The 15,917-nt window shown below is 70.9% G+C and carries 18 protein-coding genes; 8 read left to right on the forward strand and 10 right to left on the reverse strand.

The annotated features are described in order from the left end of the window. The first annotated feature begins 43 nt into the window (after positions 1-43). Complete coding sequence (locus ACIHFE_RS06040) at positions 44-682, forward strand: TetR/AcrR family transcriptional regulator (protein ID WP_400104603.1); 639 nt, start codon at positions 44-46, stop codon at positions 680-682. 368 nt (positions 683-1,050) lie between these two features. Then, positions 1,051-2,520 (forward strand): sensor histidine kinase, encoded by a 1,470-nt coding sequence (locus ACIHFE_RS06045; RefSeq protein ID WP_400104604.1) that lies wholly within the window; start codon positions 1,051-1,053, stop codon positions 2,518-2,520. A gap of 133 nt (positions 2,521-2,653) precedes the next feature. Here the strand turns inward: ACIHFE_RS06045 and ACIHFE_RS06050 are convergent, their stop codons facing one another. Together ACIHFE_RS06050 and ACIHFE_RS06055 are read right to left on the reverse strand one after the other, a co-directional pair. Further along, complete coding sequence (locus tag ACIHFE_RS06050; protein ID WP_004937597.1) at positions 2,654-2,911, reverse strand: WhiB family transcriptional regulator; 258 nt, start codon at positions 2,909-2,911, stop codon at positions 2,654-2,656. Between the two features lie 319 nt (positions 2,912-3,230). Continuing rightward, on the reverse strand, positions 3,231-4,199 hold the full coding sequence (locus ACIHFE_RS06055) for a diacylglycerol/lipid kinase family protein (protein ID WP_400104605.1): 969 nt from the start codon (positions 4,197-4,199) through the stop codon (positions 3,231-3,233). 93 nt (positions 4,200-4,292) lie between these two features. Here ACIHFE_RS06055 and ACIHFE_RS06060 point away from each other — a divergent pair, with 93 nt between their 5' ends. Further along, positions 4,293-4,754 carry a hypothetical protein gene (locus tag ACIHFE_RS06060; RefSeq protein WP_400104606.1) on the forward strand — a complete coding sequence of 154 codons (462 nt, stop codon included), beginning with the start codon at positions 4,293-4,295 and terminating at the stop codon, positions 4,752-4,754. A gap of 10 nt (positions 4,755-4,764) precedes the next feature. Here ACIHFE_RS06060 and ACIHFE_RS06065 read toward each other — a convergent pair whose 3' ends face one another. The 3 genes from ACIHFE_RS06065 to ACIHFE_RS06075 all read right to left on the reverse strand — a co-directional run bounded on the left by ACIHFE_RS06065 (position 4,765) and on the right by ACIHFE_RS06075 (position 7,099). Next, positions 4,765-5,649: an RNA polymerase sigma factor SigF gene (locus ACIHFE_RS06065; protein ID WP_400105016.1), complete on the reverse strand. Its 885-nt coding sequence runs from the start codon at positions 5,647-5,649 to the stop codon at positions 4,765-4,767. A 55-nt stretch (positions 5,650-5,704) separates the two neighbouring features. Then, entirely contained in the window at positions 5,705-6,121 is a 417-nt protein-coding gene (locus ACIHFE_RS06070) for an anti-sigma regulatory factor (protein WP_109283595.1), read from the reverse strand. Between the two features lie 717 nt (positions 6,122-6,838). Then, positions 6,839-7,099 carry a UBP-type zinc finger domain-containing protein gene (locus ACIHFE_RS06075; protein WP_400104607.1) on the reverse strand — a complete coding sequence of 87 codons (261 nt, stop codon included), beginning with the start codon at positions 7,097-7,099 and terminating at the stop codon, positions 6,839-6,841. 36 nt (positions 7,100-7,135) lie between these two features. Between ACIHFE_RS06075 and ACIHFE_RS06080 the strand changes: the two genes are divergently transcribed. After that, positions 7,136-8,731, forward strand: coding sequence for a Na+/H+ antiporter (locus ACIHFE_RS06080; protein ID WP_400104608.1), 1,596 nt, complete (start codon positions 7,136-7,138; stop codon positions 8,729-8,731). 8 nt (positions 8,732-8,739) lie between these two features. Here the strand turns inward: ACIHFE_RS06080 and ACIHFE_RS06085 are convergent, their stop codons facing one another. Both ACIHFE_RS06085 and ACIHFE_RS06090 read right to left on the reverse strand, forming a co-directional pair. Next, entirely contained in the window at positions 8,740-9,651 is a 912-nt protein-coding gene (locus ACIHFE_RS06085) for a 1-aminocyclopropane-1-carboxylate deaminase/D-cysteine desulfhydrase (protein WP_400104609.1), read from the reverse strand. A 44-nt stretch (positions 9,652-9,695) separates the two neighbouring features. Next, the gene (locus ACIHFE_RS06090; RefSeq protein ID WP_400104610.1) at positions 9,696-10,310 is read right to left on the reverse strand and encodes an N-acetylmuramoyl-L-alanine amidase; all 615 of its coding nucleotides are present in this window, start codon (positions 10,308-10,310) and stop codon (positions 9,696-9,698) included. A gap of 147 nt (positions 10,311-10,457) precedes the next feature. On the opposite strand from ACIHFE_RS06090, the gene ACIHFE_RS06095 reads away from it, so the two are divergent. The 3 genes from ACIHFE_RS06095 to ACIHFE_RS06105 all read left to right on the forward strand — a co-directional run bounded on the left by ACIHFE_RS06095 (position 10,458) and on the right by ACIHFE_RS06105 (position 12,376). Next, positions 10,458-11,369: a glutaminase gene (locus ACIHFE_RS06095; RefSeq protein ID WP_400104611.1), complete on the forward strand. Its 912-nt coding sequence runs from the start codon at positions 10,458-10,460 to the stop codon at positions 11,367-11,369. A 92-nt stretch (positions 11,370-11,461) separates the two neighbouring features. Next, entirely contained in the window at positions 11,462-11,683 is a 222-nt protein-coding gene (locus ACIHFE_RS06100) for a hypothetical protein (protein ID WP_400104612.1), read from the forward strand. Then, complete coding sequence (locus tag ACIHFE_RS06105; RefSeq protein ID WP_400104613.1) at positions 11,684-12,376, forward strand: helix-turn-helix domain-containing protein; 693 nt, start codon at positions 11,684-11,686, stop codon at positions 12,374-12,376. A gap of 39 nt (positions 12,377-12,415) precedes the next feature. Here ACIHFE_RS06105 and ACIHFE_RS06110 read toward each other — a convergent pair whose 3' ends face one another. The 3 genes from ACIHFE_RS06110 to tatA form a co-directional block, all read right to left on the reverse strand. Next, entirely contained in the window at positions 12,416-12,799 is a 384-nt protein-coding gene (locus ACIHFE_RS06110; RefSeq protein ID WP_400104614.1) for a VOC family protein, read from the reverse strand. Positions 12,800-12,876: 77 nt separating this feature from the next. Beyond that, on the reverse strand, positions 12,877-13,815 hold the full coding sequence (locus tag ACIHFE_RS06115) for a beta-ketoacyl-ACP synthase III (protein ID WP_400104615.1): 939 nt from the start codon (positions 13,813-13,815) through the stop codon (positions 12,877-12,879). Between the two features lie 146 nt (positions 13,816-13,961). After that, on the reverse strand, positions 13,962-14,195 hold the full coding sequence (tatA, locus tag ACIHFE_RS06120) for a Sec-independent protein translocase subunit TatA (RefSeq protein ID WP_400104616.1): 234 nt from the start codon (positions 14,193-14,195) through the stop codon (positions 13,962-13,964). A gap of 191 nt (positions 14,196-14,386) precedes the next feature. Between tatA and ACIHFE_RS06125 the strand changes: the two genes are divergently transcribed. Then, entirely contained in the window at positions 14,387-15,817 is a 1,431-nt protein-coding gene (locus tag ACIHFE_RS06125) for an LCP family protein (protein WP_400104617.1), read from the forward strand. Positions 15,818-15,917 lie beyond the last annotated feature (100 nt).

Here is a 15,917-nt window from a genome sequence, read left to right on the forward strand (position 1 = left end):
TACCGTAGCAGGGTTTCTTGAGTGAGCGCTATAGAATTCCCCCATGACTGCCAAACAGCGTGGACGCCCTCGCTCCTTCGACCGGGAGACCGCCCTGGAGCAGGCCATCCGGGCCTTCTGGGAGCATGGCTACGAAGCCACCTCGATAGCCGACCTCACCCGTGCCATGGGCATCGGAGCACCCAGCCTCTATGCCGCCTTCGGTGACAAGAGGTCCCTGTTCGCCGAGGTCGTCGAGGAGTACGGCCACACCTACGGCGCCTTTATGGGCCGGGCCCTGAGCGAGGAGCCCACCGCCCGCCGGGGGGTCGAGCGGATGCTGCGCGAGGCCGCCGTGGAGTACACCGAGCCCGGCCGGCCGCATGGCTGCCTGGTCATCTCGGCCGCCGTCAACGCCACTTCGGACTCCGCCGATGTGGTGGCGGAGCTGCGCGCCCGGCGCGAGGCCAATGTCCAGGCCGTGCGGCGGGCGATCGAGGCGGACATGGCGGCCGGGGAACTGCCCGCGGAGGTGGACGCCCAGGCGCTCGCCCGGTTCACCGCGGCCACCATCCAGGGCATGTCCCAGCAGGCCCGCGACGGGGCCGGCCGCCAAGAGCTGGAATCGGTCGCGGAGTTGGCGCTGCGGGTCTGGCCCGGGCGGCCCGCCGCCACCGGGGCGACTCAGGGCCGCGGCGCCTGACCGGGACCCTCGACCCGGCCGGCACCGCAGCCCGGAGCGATATCGGCCGGTCCGCCGGGCGGGGTGTGCGGGCCCCGGGGCCGGAGCGGCCGACCGGAGGCCATGGCGCGGTCAGGACAGAGAGCGCCGGGCCTCGCTCCGCCTTCCTGTGCGGGGAGGGCGGACGCCGTGCGCACATTGTGGACTAGACCATTCTCCGCTGTCCATGCCCGGGACGGCCTCTTCTCCGTGGCGGCCGAGGCGGCGGGACGGCCGAGCCGGCGGGACGGTCGAGGCGGCCGGACGGCCCGGGCGGTGGGACGGCCCAGGCCCGCATGGCCGGTCCGCGCGGCCGGGGGAGAGGAACTAGGCTCGCAGGCGTGCCCTCCATGAACGATCTCGTACACCAGCACACCGCGCTCGACGACTCCGACCTCGAATGGCTCCATCTGCTGGTCTCGGAGTGGCAGCTGCTCTCCGACCTGTCCTTCGCCGACCTGGTGCTGTGGATCCCCACCCTGGACGGCACCCGCTATGTCTCGGTCGCCCAGATGCGGCCCAACACCGGACCGACCTCCTACCAGAACGACATGGTCGGCCATCTGGTGCCGCGCGGGCGCCGCCCGATGCTGGACGCCGCCCTGGACGAGGGCCGGATCGTGCGCGAGGGCGATCCGGAGTGGCGCGAGGAGGTGCCGGTGCGGGTGGAGTCCATCCCGGTCCGCCGGGAGGGCCGGGTGCTGGGAGTGATCGCCCGCAACACCAACCTGCTGACCGTGCGCACCCCCAGCCGGCTGGAGCTCACCTATCTGCAGAGCGCCTCCGACCTCGCCCAGATGATCGCCGCCGGGTCCTTTCCGTTCCCGGGGCAACAAGTCGACATGGACGCCTCACCACGGGCCGGTGACGGGCTGATCCGGCTGGACGCGGACGGCATCGTCCAGTACGCCAGCCCCAACGCGCTCTCCGCCTATCACCGGCTGGGGCTCGCCGCCGACCTCGTGGGGCATCATCTGGGCGAGACCACCGCTCAGTTGGCGCCCTCCCGGGCTCCGGTGGACGAGAGCCTGGCCAAGCTGGCCAGCGGCTGGGCGCCCCGGGAGTTCGAGGTCGAAGCCAATGGCGGCGTCATCCAACTGCGGGCGATTCCCCTCAAACCCAAGGGAAACCACATCGGTTCGCTGGTCCTGCTGCGGGATGTCACCGAACTGCGGCGACGCGAGCGGGAGTTGATCACCAAGGACGCCACCATCCGGGAGATCCACCACCGGGTGAAGAACAATCTGCAGACCGTGGCCGCGCTGCTGCGCCTGCAGGCGCGCCGGATCTCCTCGCCGGAGGGCCGGGAGGCGCTGGAGGAGGCGGTGCGCAGGGTCGGTTCCATTGCGATCGTCCATGAGACCTTGTCGCAGAACCTTGACGAGCGGGTGGAGTTCGACGAGATCGCCGACCGGGTCCTGGCCATGGTTTCCGAGATCTCCCCGGGGCGGGTGACCACGCGGCGGACGGGTCGCTTCGGGGTGCTGGACGCCGAGGTCGCCACTCCGCTGTCGATGGTGCTGACCGAGCTGCTGCAGAACGCGCTGGAGCATGGCTTCGGCGCGGGGGAGCAGGGGACGGTCGAGGTCACCGCGGTGCGGGGCGGTTCCCGGGCGGATGCCCGGCTGTTGATCTCCGTCCAGGACGACGGCCGTGGATTGCCGGAGGGCTTTGATCCGCAGCGGGCGGGAAATCTGGGGCTGCAGATTGTGCGGACGCTGGTCGAGGGCGAGTTGGGGGGCACATTCGATATGCGGCCGGCGTCGGAGCGGGGGACGCGGGTGGTTCTCGACATTCCGGTCCGGGCGGGGAAGCCATAGGGGGCATCACCCGTAAAAGCACTGAGCCCCCGGACCGGAGGTCCGGGGGCTCAAAGCTTTACGCGTGCTCAGCACGGGGGGTTACTGCGCGCTGCGTGCTCGGGGGGCGAGGGCAGTCGTCAGACAGGTGGCGTCAGGCGGTCGCGTTGCGCGCCCGGTTGCGAGCGGCGCGGCGCTTCATGGCACGGCGCTCGTCCTCGCTGAGGCCACCCCAGACGCCGGAGTCCTGGCCGGACTCGAGCGCCCACTGCAGGCACTGCTCCATCACGGGGCAGCGGCGGCAGACGGCCTTGGCTTCCTCGATCTGCAGCAGCGCAGGACCGGTGTTGCCGATGGGGAAGAACAGCTCGGGGTCTTCCTCGCGGCAAACGGCGTTGTGACGCCAGTCCATGGCTGCTCCATCTCCTCGTAATTGCGGCTGTTGCTTGTGAATGTGAACGCTTTCACGAATCCCCCCGCAAGGGAAGGGCCGACCTCCAGTCATAAGACTGGTGCGGTCCAGGTAAGTGAGAGGGGGTTCGGGCAATTCAGGGAGCCGAGATGAGCGGCCGTCCCGATCGCCAAGAAGAGACTCGCAAACCTCGGCGGCGGATACAACCCCTTCTGGAAAGTTTTTTTTGATTCCTCGGTGTCGGCTAGGTCACAGCCGTACTTCCAGGGGGTGGAACCCAGGCTAAACGTTCGACTGGAAGGACTTTAGCCCGTGTCACTCACACAATCACACGCAGTGCTCGGCGAACGCCTGTGAACGTCACGCTGGTCCGCAGTCCCAGGTGGTCACCGTCCATCTGGAAGGGCATTGGAACCTGCGAATGCAAGGTGAAGTCCGTCAGGTCATGCAACGGCACCGCGTGCTTGCCCTGTGGACCGCGCTCCGGGCTGGAGGCCAGCAGCTGGCGGCCGTAGCGGCCGGCGGTCAGGGTGGTCAGCTTGGTGAGTCCCAGCACGTCAAGGGCGGTGTCGAAGGACGCCTGGGGCAGCGCGTAGAGCGGCCGGTTGCCCAGGTAGGTCCAGGGCGAGGTGTTGCAGATTATCGACATAACGAGATTCTCGAGTGGCGGCTCGCCCGGTCGTTCGAGGGTGATCGTGCCATGCCGGCGGTCCGGCTCACCGAGGAACTGACGCATGACCTGTCGCACATACAGGGAGTGCGTCGAACGCTTGCCGCGCTCCCGCTGCTGTTCGACCCGGCCCACCACGCCCGCGTCAAAGCCGAAGCCCGCGCAGAAGGTGAACCACCGCGGGGGCACCCCCTCGTCCTGGGAGCCCGGGGTGCCGGCCGCGTGCCCCAGGCCTACGGTGCGCTCACTGCCCTCGCGCAGCGCGTTCAGCAGGGCGCCGGTGGCCTCGACCACGTCATTGGGCAGGCCCAGCGCCCGGGCGAAGACATTGGTGGAGCCGCCGGGGACCACCGCCAGCCGGGGCAGGCCCTCCGGGTCGGGGCCCCGGTGCAGCAGGCCGTTGACCACCTCATTGACGGTGCCGTCACCGCCGAGCGCGACCACCAGCTCGGTGTTGCCGCTCTCGGCGGCGGCCCGGGCCAGGTCGCGGGCATGGCCCCGGTACTCGGTGGTGGCGACCTCCAGTTTGAGGTCGCTGGCGAGCGCGTGCACCAGGACATCACGCGTACGGGCACTGGTGGTGGTGGCCGAAGGGTTGACCACAAGAAGCGCACGCATGCGCGCCAGCCTACCTACTTGTGGGTACACGCCTCATCCCCGGCCCGGCCGATCGACGGCCGGGAGCGGTGCCGGCAGGGCTACCCTGCTGGGGTGAGCAGTAAGCAGTCCTCGTCGAAGTCCGCCGTGAAGACCAAGGCCTCCCCGGCATCCGAGCCCGCCGGGCCGCGGCCCGCGCGGCTGACCGGTGCGGCGGCGCTGACCGCCGTGGAAGGGGTGGCGCTGGCCGGCAGTGGGCTGTATCTGCTGGCCATGGCCCTGCTGAGCAAGCCGGACAGCCTGCGCCAGGCGCTGACCGCCGGGGTGACCGTGCTGGTGCTGGCCGCCCTGCCGCTGCTGGCGGCGCGCGGGCTGTGGCTGCTGCGCCGCTGGAGCCGTGGCCCGGCGATCATCACCCAGCTGATGGCGCTGCCGGTGGCCTGGACCTTTGTCAACGGCGGCGGAGCACTGATCGCGGCGGGCGCGGCCCTGGCGCTGGTCGCCGTGGTCACCCTGGTGCTGCTGGTGAACCCCACGGCGACCGAGGCGCTCGGCATCGGTCCGCGCCAGGACTGAGCAGGCCGGCTCACTCCTCGATGAGCAGCCGCTCCCTGAGCTGGGCGAGGGTGCGGGCCAGCAGCCGGGAGACATGCATCTGGGAGATGCCGACCTCCTGGGCGATCTGGGACTGGGTCATATTGCCGAAGAAGCGCAGCAACAGGATCTTCTTCTCCCGGGGCGGCAGATCCTCCAGCAGGGGTTTGAGGGACTCGCGGTACTCCACACCTTCCAGCGCCTCGTCCTCGGCGCCCAGGGTGTCGGCCACCGCCGGGGACTCGTCGTCGGTGTCCGGCACATCCAGGGAGAGCGTGCTGTAGGCGTTGGCGGACTCCAGCCCCTCCAGCACCTCCTCCTCCGAGATGCCCAGGTGCTCGGCCAGCTCATGGACGGTGGGCGCCCGGCCGTGCCGCTGGGAGAGCTCGGCGGTGGCCGTGGTCAGCGACAGGCGCAGCTCCTGGAGCCGACGCGGCACCCGCACCGCCCAGCCCTTGTCCCGGAAGTGGCGCTTGATCTCGCCCACCACGGTGGGGGTGGCATAGGTGGAGAACTCCACGCCGCGGTCGGGGTCGAACCGGTCCACCGACTTGATCAGGCCGATGGTGGCGACCTGGGTCAGGTCGTCCAGCGGCTCGCCCCGGTTGCGGAACCGACGGGCCAGGTGCTCGACCAGCGGCAGGTGCATGCGCACCAGGTGGTTGCGCAGCTCGGCCCGCTCGGGCGATCCCACGGGAAGCGCGCGCAGCTCGATGAACAGGGCCCGGGCTCCGCTGCGGTCGTGCGGATCCGGGTGCTGCCCGCTGTGGTGCTGGTGCTGATCCATGTGGTCCGCCCGCTCAGGTGGGTCACTGGCCTGGTCCGGTTCCAGGGCTGCGGCGCTTCCCGAACGGTTCCGGGCAGGCTGCTGCGGGATGGCCGGGGTACGCACTCCCCGCGACGATGCAGTACTCACGGAGCCCCCTCTTCCGTCACGGCTGTCCGGGGCCGGCGCCGCGCTTCTTGTGCAGGCTGATGCTGACCGTACGGTCGTCCGCGACCGTGGAGTCGACCTCGCCGGCCAGCGCGGAGAGCACCGTCCAGGCGAAGGTGTCACGCTCGGGCGCGCGGCCGTCCGTGGTGGGTGCCGAGACGGTCACCCGGAGAGCGTCACCGACGAGGCGGAAGACGCAGCTGAGTACGGACCCGGGAACGGCCTGTTGCAGGAGGATCGCGCATGCCTCGTCCACGGCGATGCGCAAGTCCTCGATCTCGTCGAGGGTGAAGTCCAGCCGGGCCGCGAGGCCGGCGGTCGCCGTCCGCAGCACCGACAGGTAGGCACCCGCAGCGGGCAGCCGGACTTCCACGAAGTCCTGGGTCGTCCCAGGCGCACCTGCGATTGGGGACACCCTCACCTCCAAGGTGGCACAAGCTTCTTGAGCTGTTATGAGCGTCGGCCCCCGCCCCCTTCCGTCGAAGGGTGACACAGGCCGCCGCGGCACATTTCCGGCTGCGACGCTATCGCGATCTGCGGATCCCTGCCGCAACCCCGCGACTGTCACTCATGGTAAGCCCATGAGCACGGAAAGTGGCTAGGGGTCTGCGGTCCCAAATCGAAAGAGAAGTCGCCCTGTTGGGATTTTCGTCACTCTGCGCGAGTGCCGCAAGAGCTTCTCCGCAGAAGAGTCAAGGTGCCCAACCCGCTGCCGCCCGGCCCTCGATGGGAGCGCCGGCCGCGATCGAGGGTTCGTTCCAGTCCAGCACTGACCATGTAAAACGCCGGGTAAAGCGCCGCCGGGCGCGATCGCCGGCCGGGACGGCGGCAAGCGCCGGGCCGGCCCCGGCGATGACTCCCCGGCCGTCCACCGGACGGGTACGGAAGGTGCCGCTGAGTAGCGAAGCCGCGGGGAATCGGGCGGCCCGGGCGGCCACTTCGGGCCCGCTGCCGTCCATCCGGCCCCCGGCATCGTCACTCTCCGCTGTCGGCGTGGGGGCCGGTGGACGCGCCCGGCACGCCGCCGTGCGCATCCCGCGCATGCCCCAGCGCCCCTTGAAGCGTGGCGAGTTCACGGATCATGCGGGCATGCTAGCGGGCGGCACCGGCCGCGTGGTGCGCACCGGGCGGCTCACACCAGGTGCTTGTCCACATAGCACCAGCGCCAGCTCTGTCCCGGTTCGAAGCTGCGCATCACCGGGTGCCCGGTCTCCTCGAAGTGGGCCGTGGCATGCCGTCCCGCCGAGGAGTCGCAGCAGCCGACAAACCCGCACGCCAGGCACATGCGCAACTGCACCGGGTGGCCGCCGCCCTCCGCGCAGCGCGGACAGGTGGCGCCCAGCGGCGCCGGTTCGGGGCGCGGCAGCTCCCCCAGATGAATGCAGTCGATCATGATTGCCAGGTTAGAGCGCACAGCCGAGGAGCCGCCATGGATGTCATGCCACTCTTGCTGCTGGTCGCGGTCAGCGCGGCCATCGCCGGAGCGGCCCGCCGCACCCCGGTACCCGCGCCGCTGCTGCTGGTCGCCGCCGGGCTGCTGGCCTCCTACCTGCCCGGGGTGCCCGACTACGCGCTCCAACCGGAGGTGGTGCTCCCGCTGTTGCTGCCCCCGCTGCTGCACACCGCCGCGCTGGAGAGCTCCTATCTCGACCTGCGCGCCAATCTGCGGCCGGTGGCGCTGCTGTCCGTCGGCTATGTGCTGTTCGCCACGCTGGCCGTGGGCTGGGCCGCCTATCTGGTGGTGCCCGGGCTGCCGCTGACCGCCGCACTGGTGCTGGGCGCGGTGGTGGCGCCGCCCGACGCGGTCGCCGCCACCGCCATCGCCCGCCGGCTGGGGCTGCCGTCCCGTATCACCACCATCCTCCAGGGCGAGTCGCTGGTGAACGACGCCACCGCGATCACCGCCTACAAGGTGGCCCTGGCCGCGGTGGTGGGCACCGGCGCCACCTGGGCCGAGGGCATCGGGGAGTTCGCGGTGGCCGCGCTGGGCGGCATCGCGGTGGGACTGGTGCTGATGGTGCCGCTGCACTGGCTGCGCAAGCGGCTGAGCGATCCGCTGCTGCAGAACACCCTGTCGCTGCTGATCCCGTTCGCCGCCTATTCCGTCGCCGAACAGCTGGGCGCCTCCGGGGTGTTGGCGGTGGTGGTGGTTGGCCTCTATCTGGGGCACCGCGCCTGGCAGGTGGACTTCGCCACCCGGCTGCAGGAGGAGGCGGTGTGGAAGATGGTCTCCTTCGTCCTGGAATCAGTGGTGTTCGCGCTGATCGGCCTGCAACTGCCGGTGGTGCTCAGGGGACTTGGCGCCTATGGCGTGGGACCGGCCCTGGGGTATGCGCTGGCCGTCTTCCTGGCGGTGGTCGTCGCGCGCTTCCTCTGGGTGTTCCCGGCGACCTTCCTGCCCCGGGCGCTGTCCGCCCGGATCCGGGAACGGGAGCCGGACACCGACGCCCGCGGCGCCCTGGTGGTGGGCTGGGCCGGGATGCGCGGAGTGGTCTCGCTGGCCATCGCCTTCGCGGTGCCGGTCACCACCCATGGCGGCGGCCCCTTCCCGGCCCGCAACCTGGTGCTCTTCCTGACCTTCAGCACGGTGATCGGGACGCTGGTGGTGCAGGGCCTGACCCTGCCGCCGCTGATCCGGGCGCTGCGCCTCCCCGGCCGGGACGAGCGGGCCGAGACCCTGGTGGAGGCCCAGGCACAGAGCGATGCGTCACTGGCCGCCGAGCGCCATCTGGAGGAACTGCTCGCGGACCGGCGGAACGCGCTGCCACAGCCGCTGGCGGACCGGCTGCGGGCGGTGCTGGAGCGGCGCCGCAACGCGGTGTGGGAGCGGCTGGGCGGGGTGCACGAGGTGACCGGCGAGTCGGCGGACGCCACCTACCGGCGGCTGACCCGGGAGGTGATCGGGGCCGAGCGCGCGGTGTTCGTAAGCCTGCGGGACGCGCGGCGGATCGACGACGAGATGCTGCGGACGCTGTTGCGGCGGCTGGACTTCGAGGAGGCGGCGGTCTACCGGGAGGAGGATTAGCCCTCGGCTCAGGGCGCGGAGAGGTCCGCCGCCCCCGTCACCACCACCGCCACCGAGGTGCCCGGGGCGAAGGCGCCCTCCGCCAGCAGGGTGGCCACCCCGTACAACGCCTTGGCGACATAGAGCCGTTCCAGGCGGATCCCGTGCCGCTCCTCGAAGTCCCCGGCGAACGCGTCCAGTTCGGGGGAGCTGCGGGCGTAACCCCCGCAGTGGAAGCGCTCGTCCAGCAGCCAGTCGCCGCGCTGCCCGCCGAAGGCCGCCCATTGCAGCCGCTCGACCTCCGCGCCCAGGAATCCGCCCTTGAGCACCGGGATGCCGATGGCTCGCTGCCCCTGGTCCAGTCCCGCGGCCAGCCCGGCGAGCGTGCCGCCGGTGCCACAGGCCACGGCCACCACCTCGGCGGCGCCGCGCAGTTCGCGCCCCAGTGAGGAACAGCCTTGGGCGGCGGCCGCGTTGCTGCCGCCCTCCGGGATGACAAAGCAGTCCCCGGGCGCCAGCGCGGCCAGCACCTCGGGCTCGGCCTTGCGGCGGTAGGTGGCCCGGTCGATGAAGCGCAGCTCCATGCCGTCCGCGGCGCAGCGTGCCAGCGAGGGGTTGAGCGGGCGCCCGGCCAGTTCCTCGCCGCGCACCACCCCGATGGTGCGAAAGCCCAGCAGCCGTCCGGCGGCGGCGGTGGCCCGCAGATGGTTGGAGTACGCACCGCCGAAGGTGAGCAGGGTGCGCCGCCCGGCCTCGGCGGCGGCCACCAGATTGGGCTCCAGCTTGCGCCACTTGTTGCCCGGCAGCTCGGGGTGTATCAGGTCGTCCCGCTTGAGCAGCAGCCGCACCCCGCGCCGGGTGAACCGCTCGTCCGCCACCGCGGTGAGCGGGGAGGGCAGGCGGGGCCGGAGGGCGGCCAGGGCGGCGGCGGGGCTGGTCACCGGTCCATTGTCACCCGCCCGGCCCGTCCTCGTCCGGCGGCCCGTCACCCGTCGTGGGCCACCGTCTGCCGGGCCAGCCGCTGGTGGACGCGGGCGCGCAGCCAGTCCATGGTGAAGCCGGTGGGGTCGGTCTTGCCCGGCCGCCACTCCCGGTGGCCGATCACCGACCGCTCGGTCCACCCATGGCGGCGGCAGAGGGCGGCCGCCGCCCGTTCGACCGCCGCCAGCTGGGCGGACGGCCAGGGGTCCTGGCCATCGCCCAGGTTGACGCACTCAAAGCCGTAGAAGAAGGTGTTGCCGTCCGCGTCGGCCTTGAGCACCGGGGGCAGCGGCCGTTCCCCGGTCACCGCCCGCAGGACGTCCGAGTCGCCCCGGCCGGCGTGGTTGGCCCGCCCATGGCCCACCAGGTGAATGGCGCCGTCCTTGGCGATCACGCCATGGCACAGCGGGCCGGGCAGCCGGTCCCGGCCGTCCCGGCAGAGCCGTACGGAGTCCGAGGTCCCGCTGGTGGCGGTGTGGTGCACCACGATGCCGTGCACCGGCCCCCAGGGGCCGTGCCCCGACCGGTTGTGGGTGCGCCAGCCGGGCTCCTCTCGCACGGCGCAGCCGGCGCCCTGGAGCGTGGCCAGGAAGTCGCTCGCGGACAAGGGTTCGGCCATGGCGGTCTCCTCTGTGGCGGGTGGGGACAATGGCCCTGTTGTACCGAAAAGTTCGCAGGTGGGCCGGGCGTTCGGATATCGTGCGAGCCGATCCGGCCGAGCGCCGGAGCAGTCAACCGGTACGAGACAGCGCGAGGACACAAGGACGTGGACTACCAGGCCGTACTCGAAGAAGTCGCCGCCTTCGCCCGCCCGCTGGTCGGACGGGGCCAGGCGGCCGACTACATCCCGGCGCTGGCCGGCGTGGACGCAGGCCAGTTCGGCCTGGCCGTCGCCGATGTGGACGGCGGGGTGTACGGGGTGGGGGACTGGGAGCGGCCGTTCTCCGTGCAGTCCATCTCCAAAGCCTTTGGACTGGCCCTGGTGCTGGCCGAGGGCGGCGACCGGATCTGGGAGCGGGTGGGCACCGAACCGTCCGGAAACGCCTTCAACTCCCTGGTACAGCTCGAATACGAGAACGGTATTCCGCGCAATCCCTTTATCAACGCGGGCGCCCTGGTGGTCACCGACCGGCTGCAGACGCTCACCGGGGACGCCAGCACCACCCTGCTGGAGTTCCTGCGCGCCGAGAGCGGCAACCCTGAGGTGTCCTTCGACCCGGTGGTGGCCAGGTCCGAGTCCGAGCACGGGGACCGCAACGCCGCGCTGGCCCACTTCATGGCCAGCTACGGAAACCTGGACAACCCGGTGCCGACCGTGCTGGAGCACTACTTCTGGCAGTGCTCCATCGAGATGAGCTGCCGGGACCTGGCGCTGGCCAGCGGCTTCCTGGCCCGGCACGGCCTGCGCGCGGACGGCAGCCGGCTGCTGCCGCGCCGCGAGGCCAAGCAGGTCAACGCGGTCATGCTGACCTGCGGAACCTATGATGCGGCCGGCGACTTCGCCTACCGGGTGGGCCTGCCGGGCAAGAGCGGGGTGGGCGGCGGCATCATCGCGGTGATACCGGGCCGCTGCACCCTGTGTGTCTGGAGCCCCGGCCTGGACGCCCGGGGCAACTCGGTGGCGGGCGTGGCGGCGCTGGACCACTTCACGACGCTGACCGGGTGGTCGGTGTTCTGAGGGCACCCGGGGCGGGGTGGCAGCCCGGGAAACGGCGGCGCATCGTGGATCTGTGGAGACTCGTGGATCCGAGGAGACCAGGAGGCAACCACATGGAACACGAGTTGCGAGCCGAGTACGCGGACGGCAGTTCCCCGGCCGACGAGGATCCGTCGGTCAAGGTCTGGCATGTGGTGCGGGAGCAGGACGCCACCGCCATGTGCGGCCGCGATCTCGACCCCGCCTCGGCGGCCCGGTCGGTCGACCTGTGGGGCACCGGCAAGGTGCCGATCTGCCACTCCTGCGGGGCGCTCTATCTGCGCGAGTCGCCGTAGATGGGGCACGGAACGAACCACCGGGAACGTCCGTCCGAGGCCGTGGCCGGGGCGGTGCTGTGGCGGCACACGGCCGGGCCCGCGCCGCTGCGCGTCCTCCCGGACGGCTGCCTGGACCTGATCTGGACCGGCGGGCGGCTGCTGGTGGCCGGGCCGGACACCGGTGCCCACCTGGTGACCGGTCCCCCCGGAGCGTCCGCCACCGGACTGCGCTTCGCTCCCGGCACCGCGCCCGCCCTGCTGAGCGTGCCCGCCGTGGAACTGCGTGACCGGCGGGTGCCGCTGGCGGACCTGTGGCCCGAGCGCCGGGTGCGCCTGCTCACCCAGCGGGTGGCCGAGGCGGCGGCCCCGGGGCGGGTGCTGGAGGAGGCGGTACGCCCGGTGGATGTGGACGCGTACGCACCCCTGATCGCCGGCATCCTGGCGGGCACCCGCCGGGGTCTGGCGGTGTCCGAGCTGGCCGGGCAACTGGGTCTGAGTGAACGCCAGTTGCACCGGCACAGTCTGCGCGCCTTCGGGTACGGGCCCAAGGTGCTCGCCCGGGTACTGCGGATGCGGCGGGCGGTGCGACTGGCCCGGACGGGCCGGCCGTTCGCGGAGCTGGCCATCGCCTGCGGCTATGCCGACCAGGCCCATCTCTCCCGGGAGATCAGGGCGTTGACCGGGGTGCCGCTGGGCGAGCTCGTGGGCTGACCGGGCCGCACCGCGCCGCAACCGGCCCTCACTCGCCCTTCACTCGGGCTTCAGCCAGGCGAAGAGACCGACGTCATTGCCGTCCGGATCCCGGACCACCGCGTACCGCTGCCCCCAGAAGGCATCCCACGGCGCCCGCTCCCCGTGATATCCGGCCGCCGTCAACTCCGCGTAGACCCGGTCCACTTCGGCCGGACCGTCACAGAGGAAGCACGGCGACATCCGCCCCGGGCCGGCCGGCGCGGCGGCGGCCCCGTCCTGCCCGGCGTCCCACATCAGCCGCAGCCCGCCCGGGAGCCGGTACTCCACATGCGGTTCGGTGTCCGCCCCGGGCGGCAGGTCCAGGCCGAGGCGGCGGTAGAAGGCGAGCGAGGCAGCCATATCGGAGACCAGCATGCCGATGGCGTCGAAGCGAGGTGTCATACCGCGACGTTAAGGACCGGGCCGCCGCCCGGTCTTGAACGTTTCGGACACCGTGCCGCTCAGGGCGGCGGCCGCCGTCAGGGGCAGCGGATGACCTGCCCCGCATAGGACAGATTGCCGCCGAAGCCGAACAGCAGCACCGGCGCGCCGGAGGCCACCTCGCCCCGTTCGACCAGCTTGGACAGGGCGAGCGGAATGCTGGCCGCCGAGGTGTTGCCGGACTCGGTGACATCGGTGGCGATCACCGCGTTGACCGCGCCCAGCTTGCGCGCCACCGGCTCGATGATGCGCAGATTGGCCTGGTGCAGCACGACCGCCGCCAGGTCGGCGGGTTCGATCCCGGCCCGCAGGCACACCTGGCGGGCGATGGGCGGCAGCTGGGTGGTGGCCCAGCGGTAGACGGACTGGCCCTCCTGGGCGAACACCGAGGGTGAGCCCTCGATGCGCACCGCGTGACCCATCTCCGGGACCGAGCCCCAGACCACGGGGCCGATGCCGGGCTCCTCGGCCGCGGTGACCACGGCGGCGCCGGCTCCGTCACCGACCAGCACACAGGTGGTGCGGTCGGTCCAGTCGGTCACCGAGGTGAACTTCTCCACCCCGATCACCAGCGCGTTCCTCGCCGCGCCGGCGCGAATGGCATGGTCCGCGCTGGCCAGGGCGTGGGTGAAGCCGGAGCAGACCACATTGATGTCCATCACCGCGGGTGACGGCAGCTCCAGCCGGGCGGCCACCCGGGCCGCGGTGTTGGGGCTGCGGTCCACGGCGGTGCAGGTGGCGACCAGCACCAGGTCGATGTCGGCGCGGGCGAGCCCTGCGTTGGCCAGCGCCTTGGCGGCGGCTTCGGCGGCCATGAAGTCGACGGTCTCCGCTTCGCCGGCCACCCGGCGAGTGCGGATGCCGACCCGGGAGCGAATCCATTCATCACTGGTGTCGACCAGGCCGGCCAGTTCGTCATTGGTGAGCACCCTGGCGGGCTGGTAGTGGCCCAGGGCCATGAGACGAGACCCGGACATCGGTGGTTCCTCCTGCGCGCGGGGCGATCCGGAACCACCAGTGTTGATGGACCACCGCCGGGATCAGGTGCGAGAACGGCCAATGTTCCGGCCGGTTTACTGGGCGCACCCCACAGGGACCCCCGGACACACGCGGGAGAGCGCGGTCAGCGGGATCCGTCCAGCACGGTGCCGGTGGTGACCTTCTCCTCGGCGGGCGCGGCGGCCGCGGGCGCGGACGGGGTGGCCTCGTCCTTCATCGCCTTGGCCTCGCTCTTGAGGATGCGCATGGACTTGCCCAGCGACCGTGCCGCGTCCGGCAGCTTCTTGGACCCGAAGACGACGACCACGATCAGCACAACCACCAGGATGTGCCAGGGTTCCAGGGCGTTGCGCAGCATGTGTCCCCACCTTTCTCGGTCTGCTTGGATGCCCGTATCAGTGCTTTCACCATACTTGCTAGATTGCGCAACCGGACAACCAAAAGCAGTGGTCATCCGTCTATACGTAGGGCAACGACGGGATGACCTGGGGAGCGGATGAGGTCGCGCACATGACGGGCAGGCGGCGGGGCAAGCGCGAGCGTAAGCGGATGCGTACGTTCACCATCGTCGGGGTCTCGTTTCTGGTGTTGCTGACCGCCGGAGCCGGCTGGATCTGGTTCGAGCTCAACGGCAACATCAACACCTTTGACGCGGGCGGCCTTTCCAAGAACCGGCCCGGAGCCTCCGCGGCCGGCAAGAACGTCCTGGTCATCGGCTCGGACTCGCGCGCCGGGGACAACAAGAAACTCGGCGGCGGACAGGGCGACATCGGCCGCTCCGACACCGCCTTCCTGCTGCATGTGTACGGCGACGACGAGCACGCGGTGGGCATCTCCATACCCAGGGACACCCTGGTGGACATTCCGCCGTGCAAACTGCCCAATGGCAACTGGACCAACGGCGCCAGCCAGCAGATGTTCAACTCGGCCTTTTCGGTGGGTGACACCGCCAAGGGAAATCCCGCCTGCACCCAGAACACCGTGGAGAAACTCACCGGGCTGCGGGTGGACCACACGATCGTGGTGGACTTCGCCGGGTTCTCCTCGATGACCTCCGCCGTGGGCGGTGTCGATGTCTGTGTGCCCAAGGACCTCTACCAGGGCGACCTCAACCCCAACCTCGGCTCGCGCGGGGACCTGGTCTTCCGCAAGGGGGAGCAGAAGGTCTCCGGGCAGAAGGCGCTGGACTATGTGCGGGTCCGGCACGGCATCGGCGACGGCTCCGACATAGGCCGGATACAACGGCAGCAGGCCTTTGTCTCCTCGATGATCAAAAAGGTGAAGTCCGAGGGTTTCGACCCCACCACGCTGCTGCCGCTGGCCAACGCCGCCACCAAGTCGATGACCGTGGACCCCGGCCTGGGCTCGGCCGACAAGCTCCTCTCCTTCGCCATGTCGATGAAGAACATCGATCTGCACAACATCAAGTTCGTCACCATGCCCTGGCGTTACCAGGGCAGCCGGGTGGCCGTGGTGCAGCCGGACGCCGACCGGCTGTGGGCCGCGCTGCGGGCGGACGAGACCGTGGACGGCAAGGACGCCGGAAAGAAGGGCGGCGAGAAGAAGAAGGACGACAAGCCCTCGCCCGCCGCCACGGTCTCCGGTGCCGGAGTGAATGTCTCGGTCGTCAACGGCACCCGGACCAATGGGCTGGCCGCCCGCGCGGCCGGGGCGCTCAAGGAACACGGCTACCGGATCACCGCCACCAGCACCGCCGCCGGGCGGGACGAGGCCACCACCGTGATCGAGTTCGGACCGGGTGAGGCGGATCACGCCCGCACCCTGTCCCGGCTCTTCCCCGGCTCCTTCGTCCGGGGCACCGCTGACCACAGCATCACGGTCACACTCGGTCGCGACTATGTCACCGCACCGGCCTCGCCGACCGCCTCCGCCTCGTCCTCCGCACCCGTACCCTCGGAGGTGGCCGACAAGGCCAGGTCGGCGGATGACAATCCGTGCTCCAACCTCACGTACGGATGACGGAGGGAAAGCGGGGAACCGGATCTCCGGGAGTTCCGTTGTCCAGGTGTACGCAGAGTCAGTTCGTGATCTTGATGAGTGACCGTTCCATCCCTCGCCC

Source organism: Streptomyces sp. NPDC052396, from assembly GCF_044593195.1.
Classification (GTDB): Bacteria; Actinomycetota; Actinomycetes; order Streptomycetales; family Streptomycetaceae; genus Streptomyces.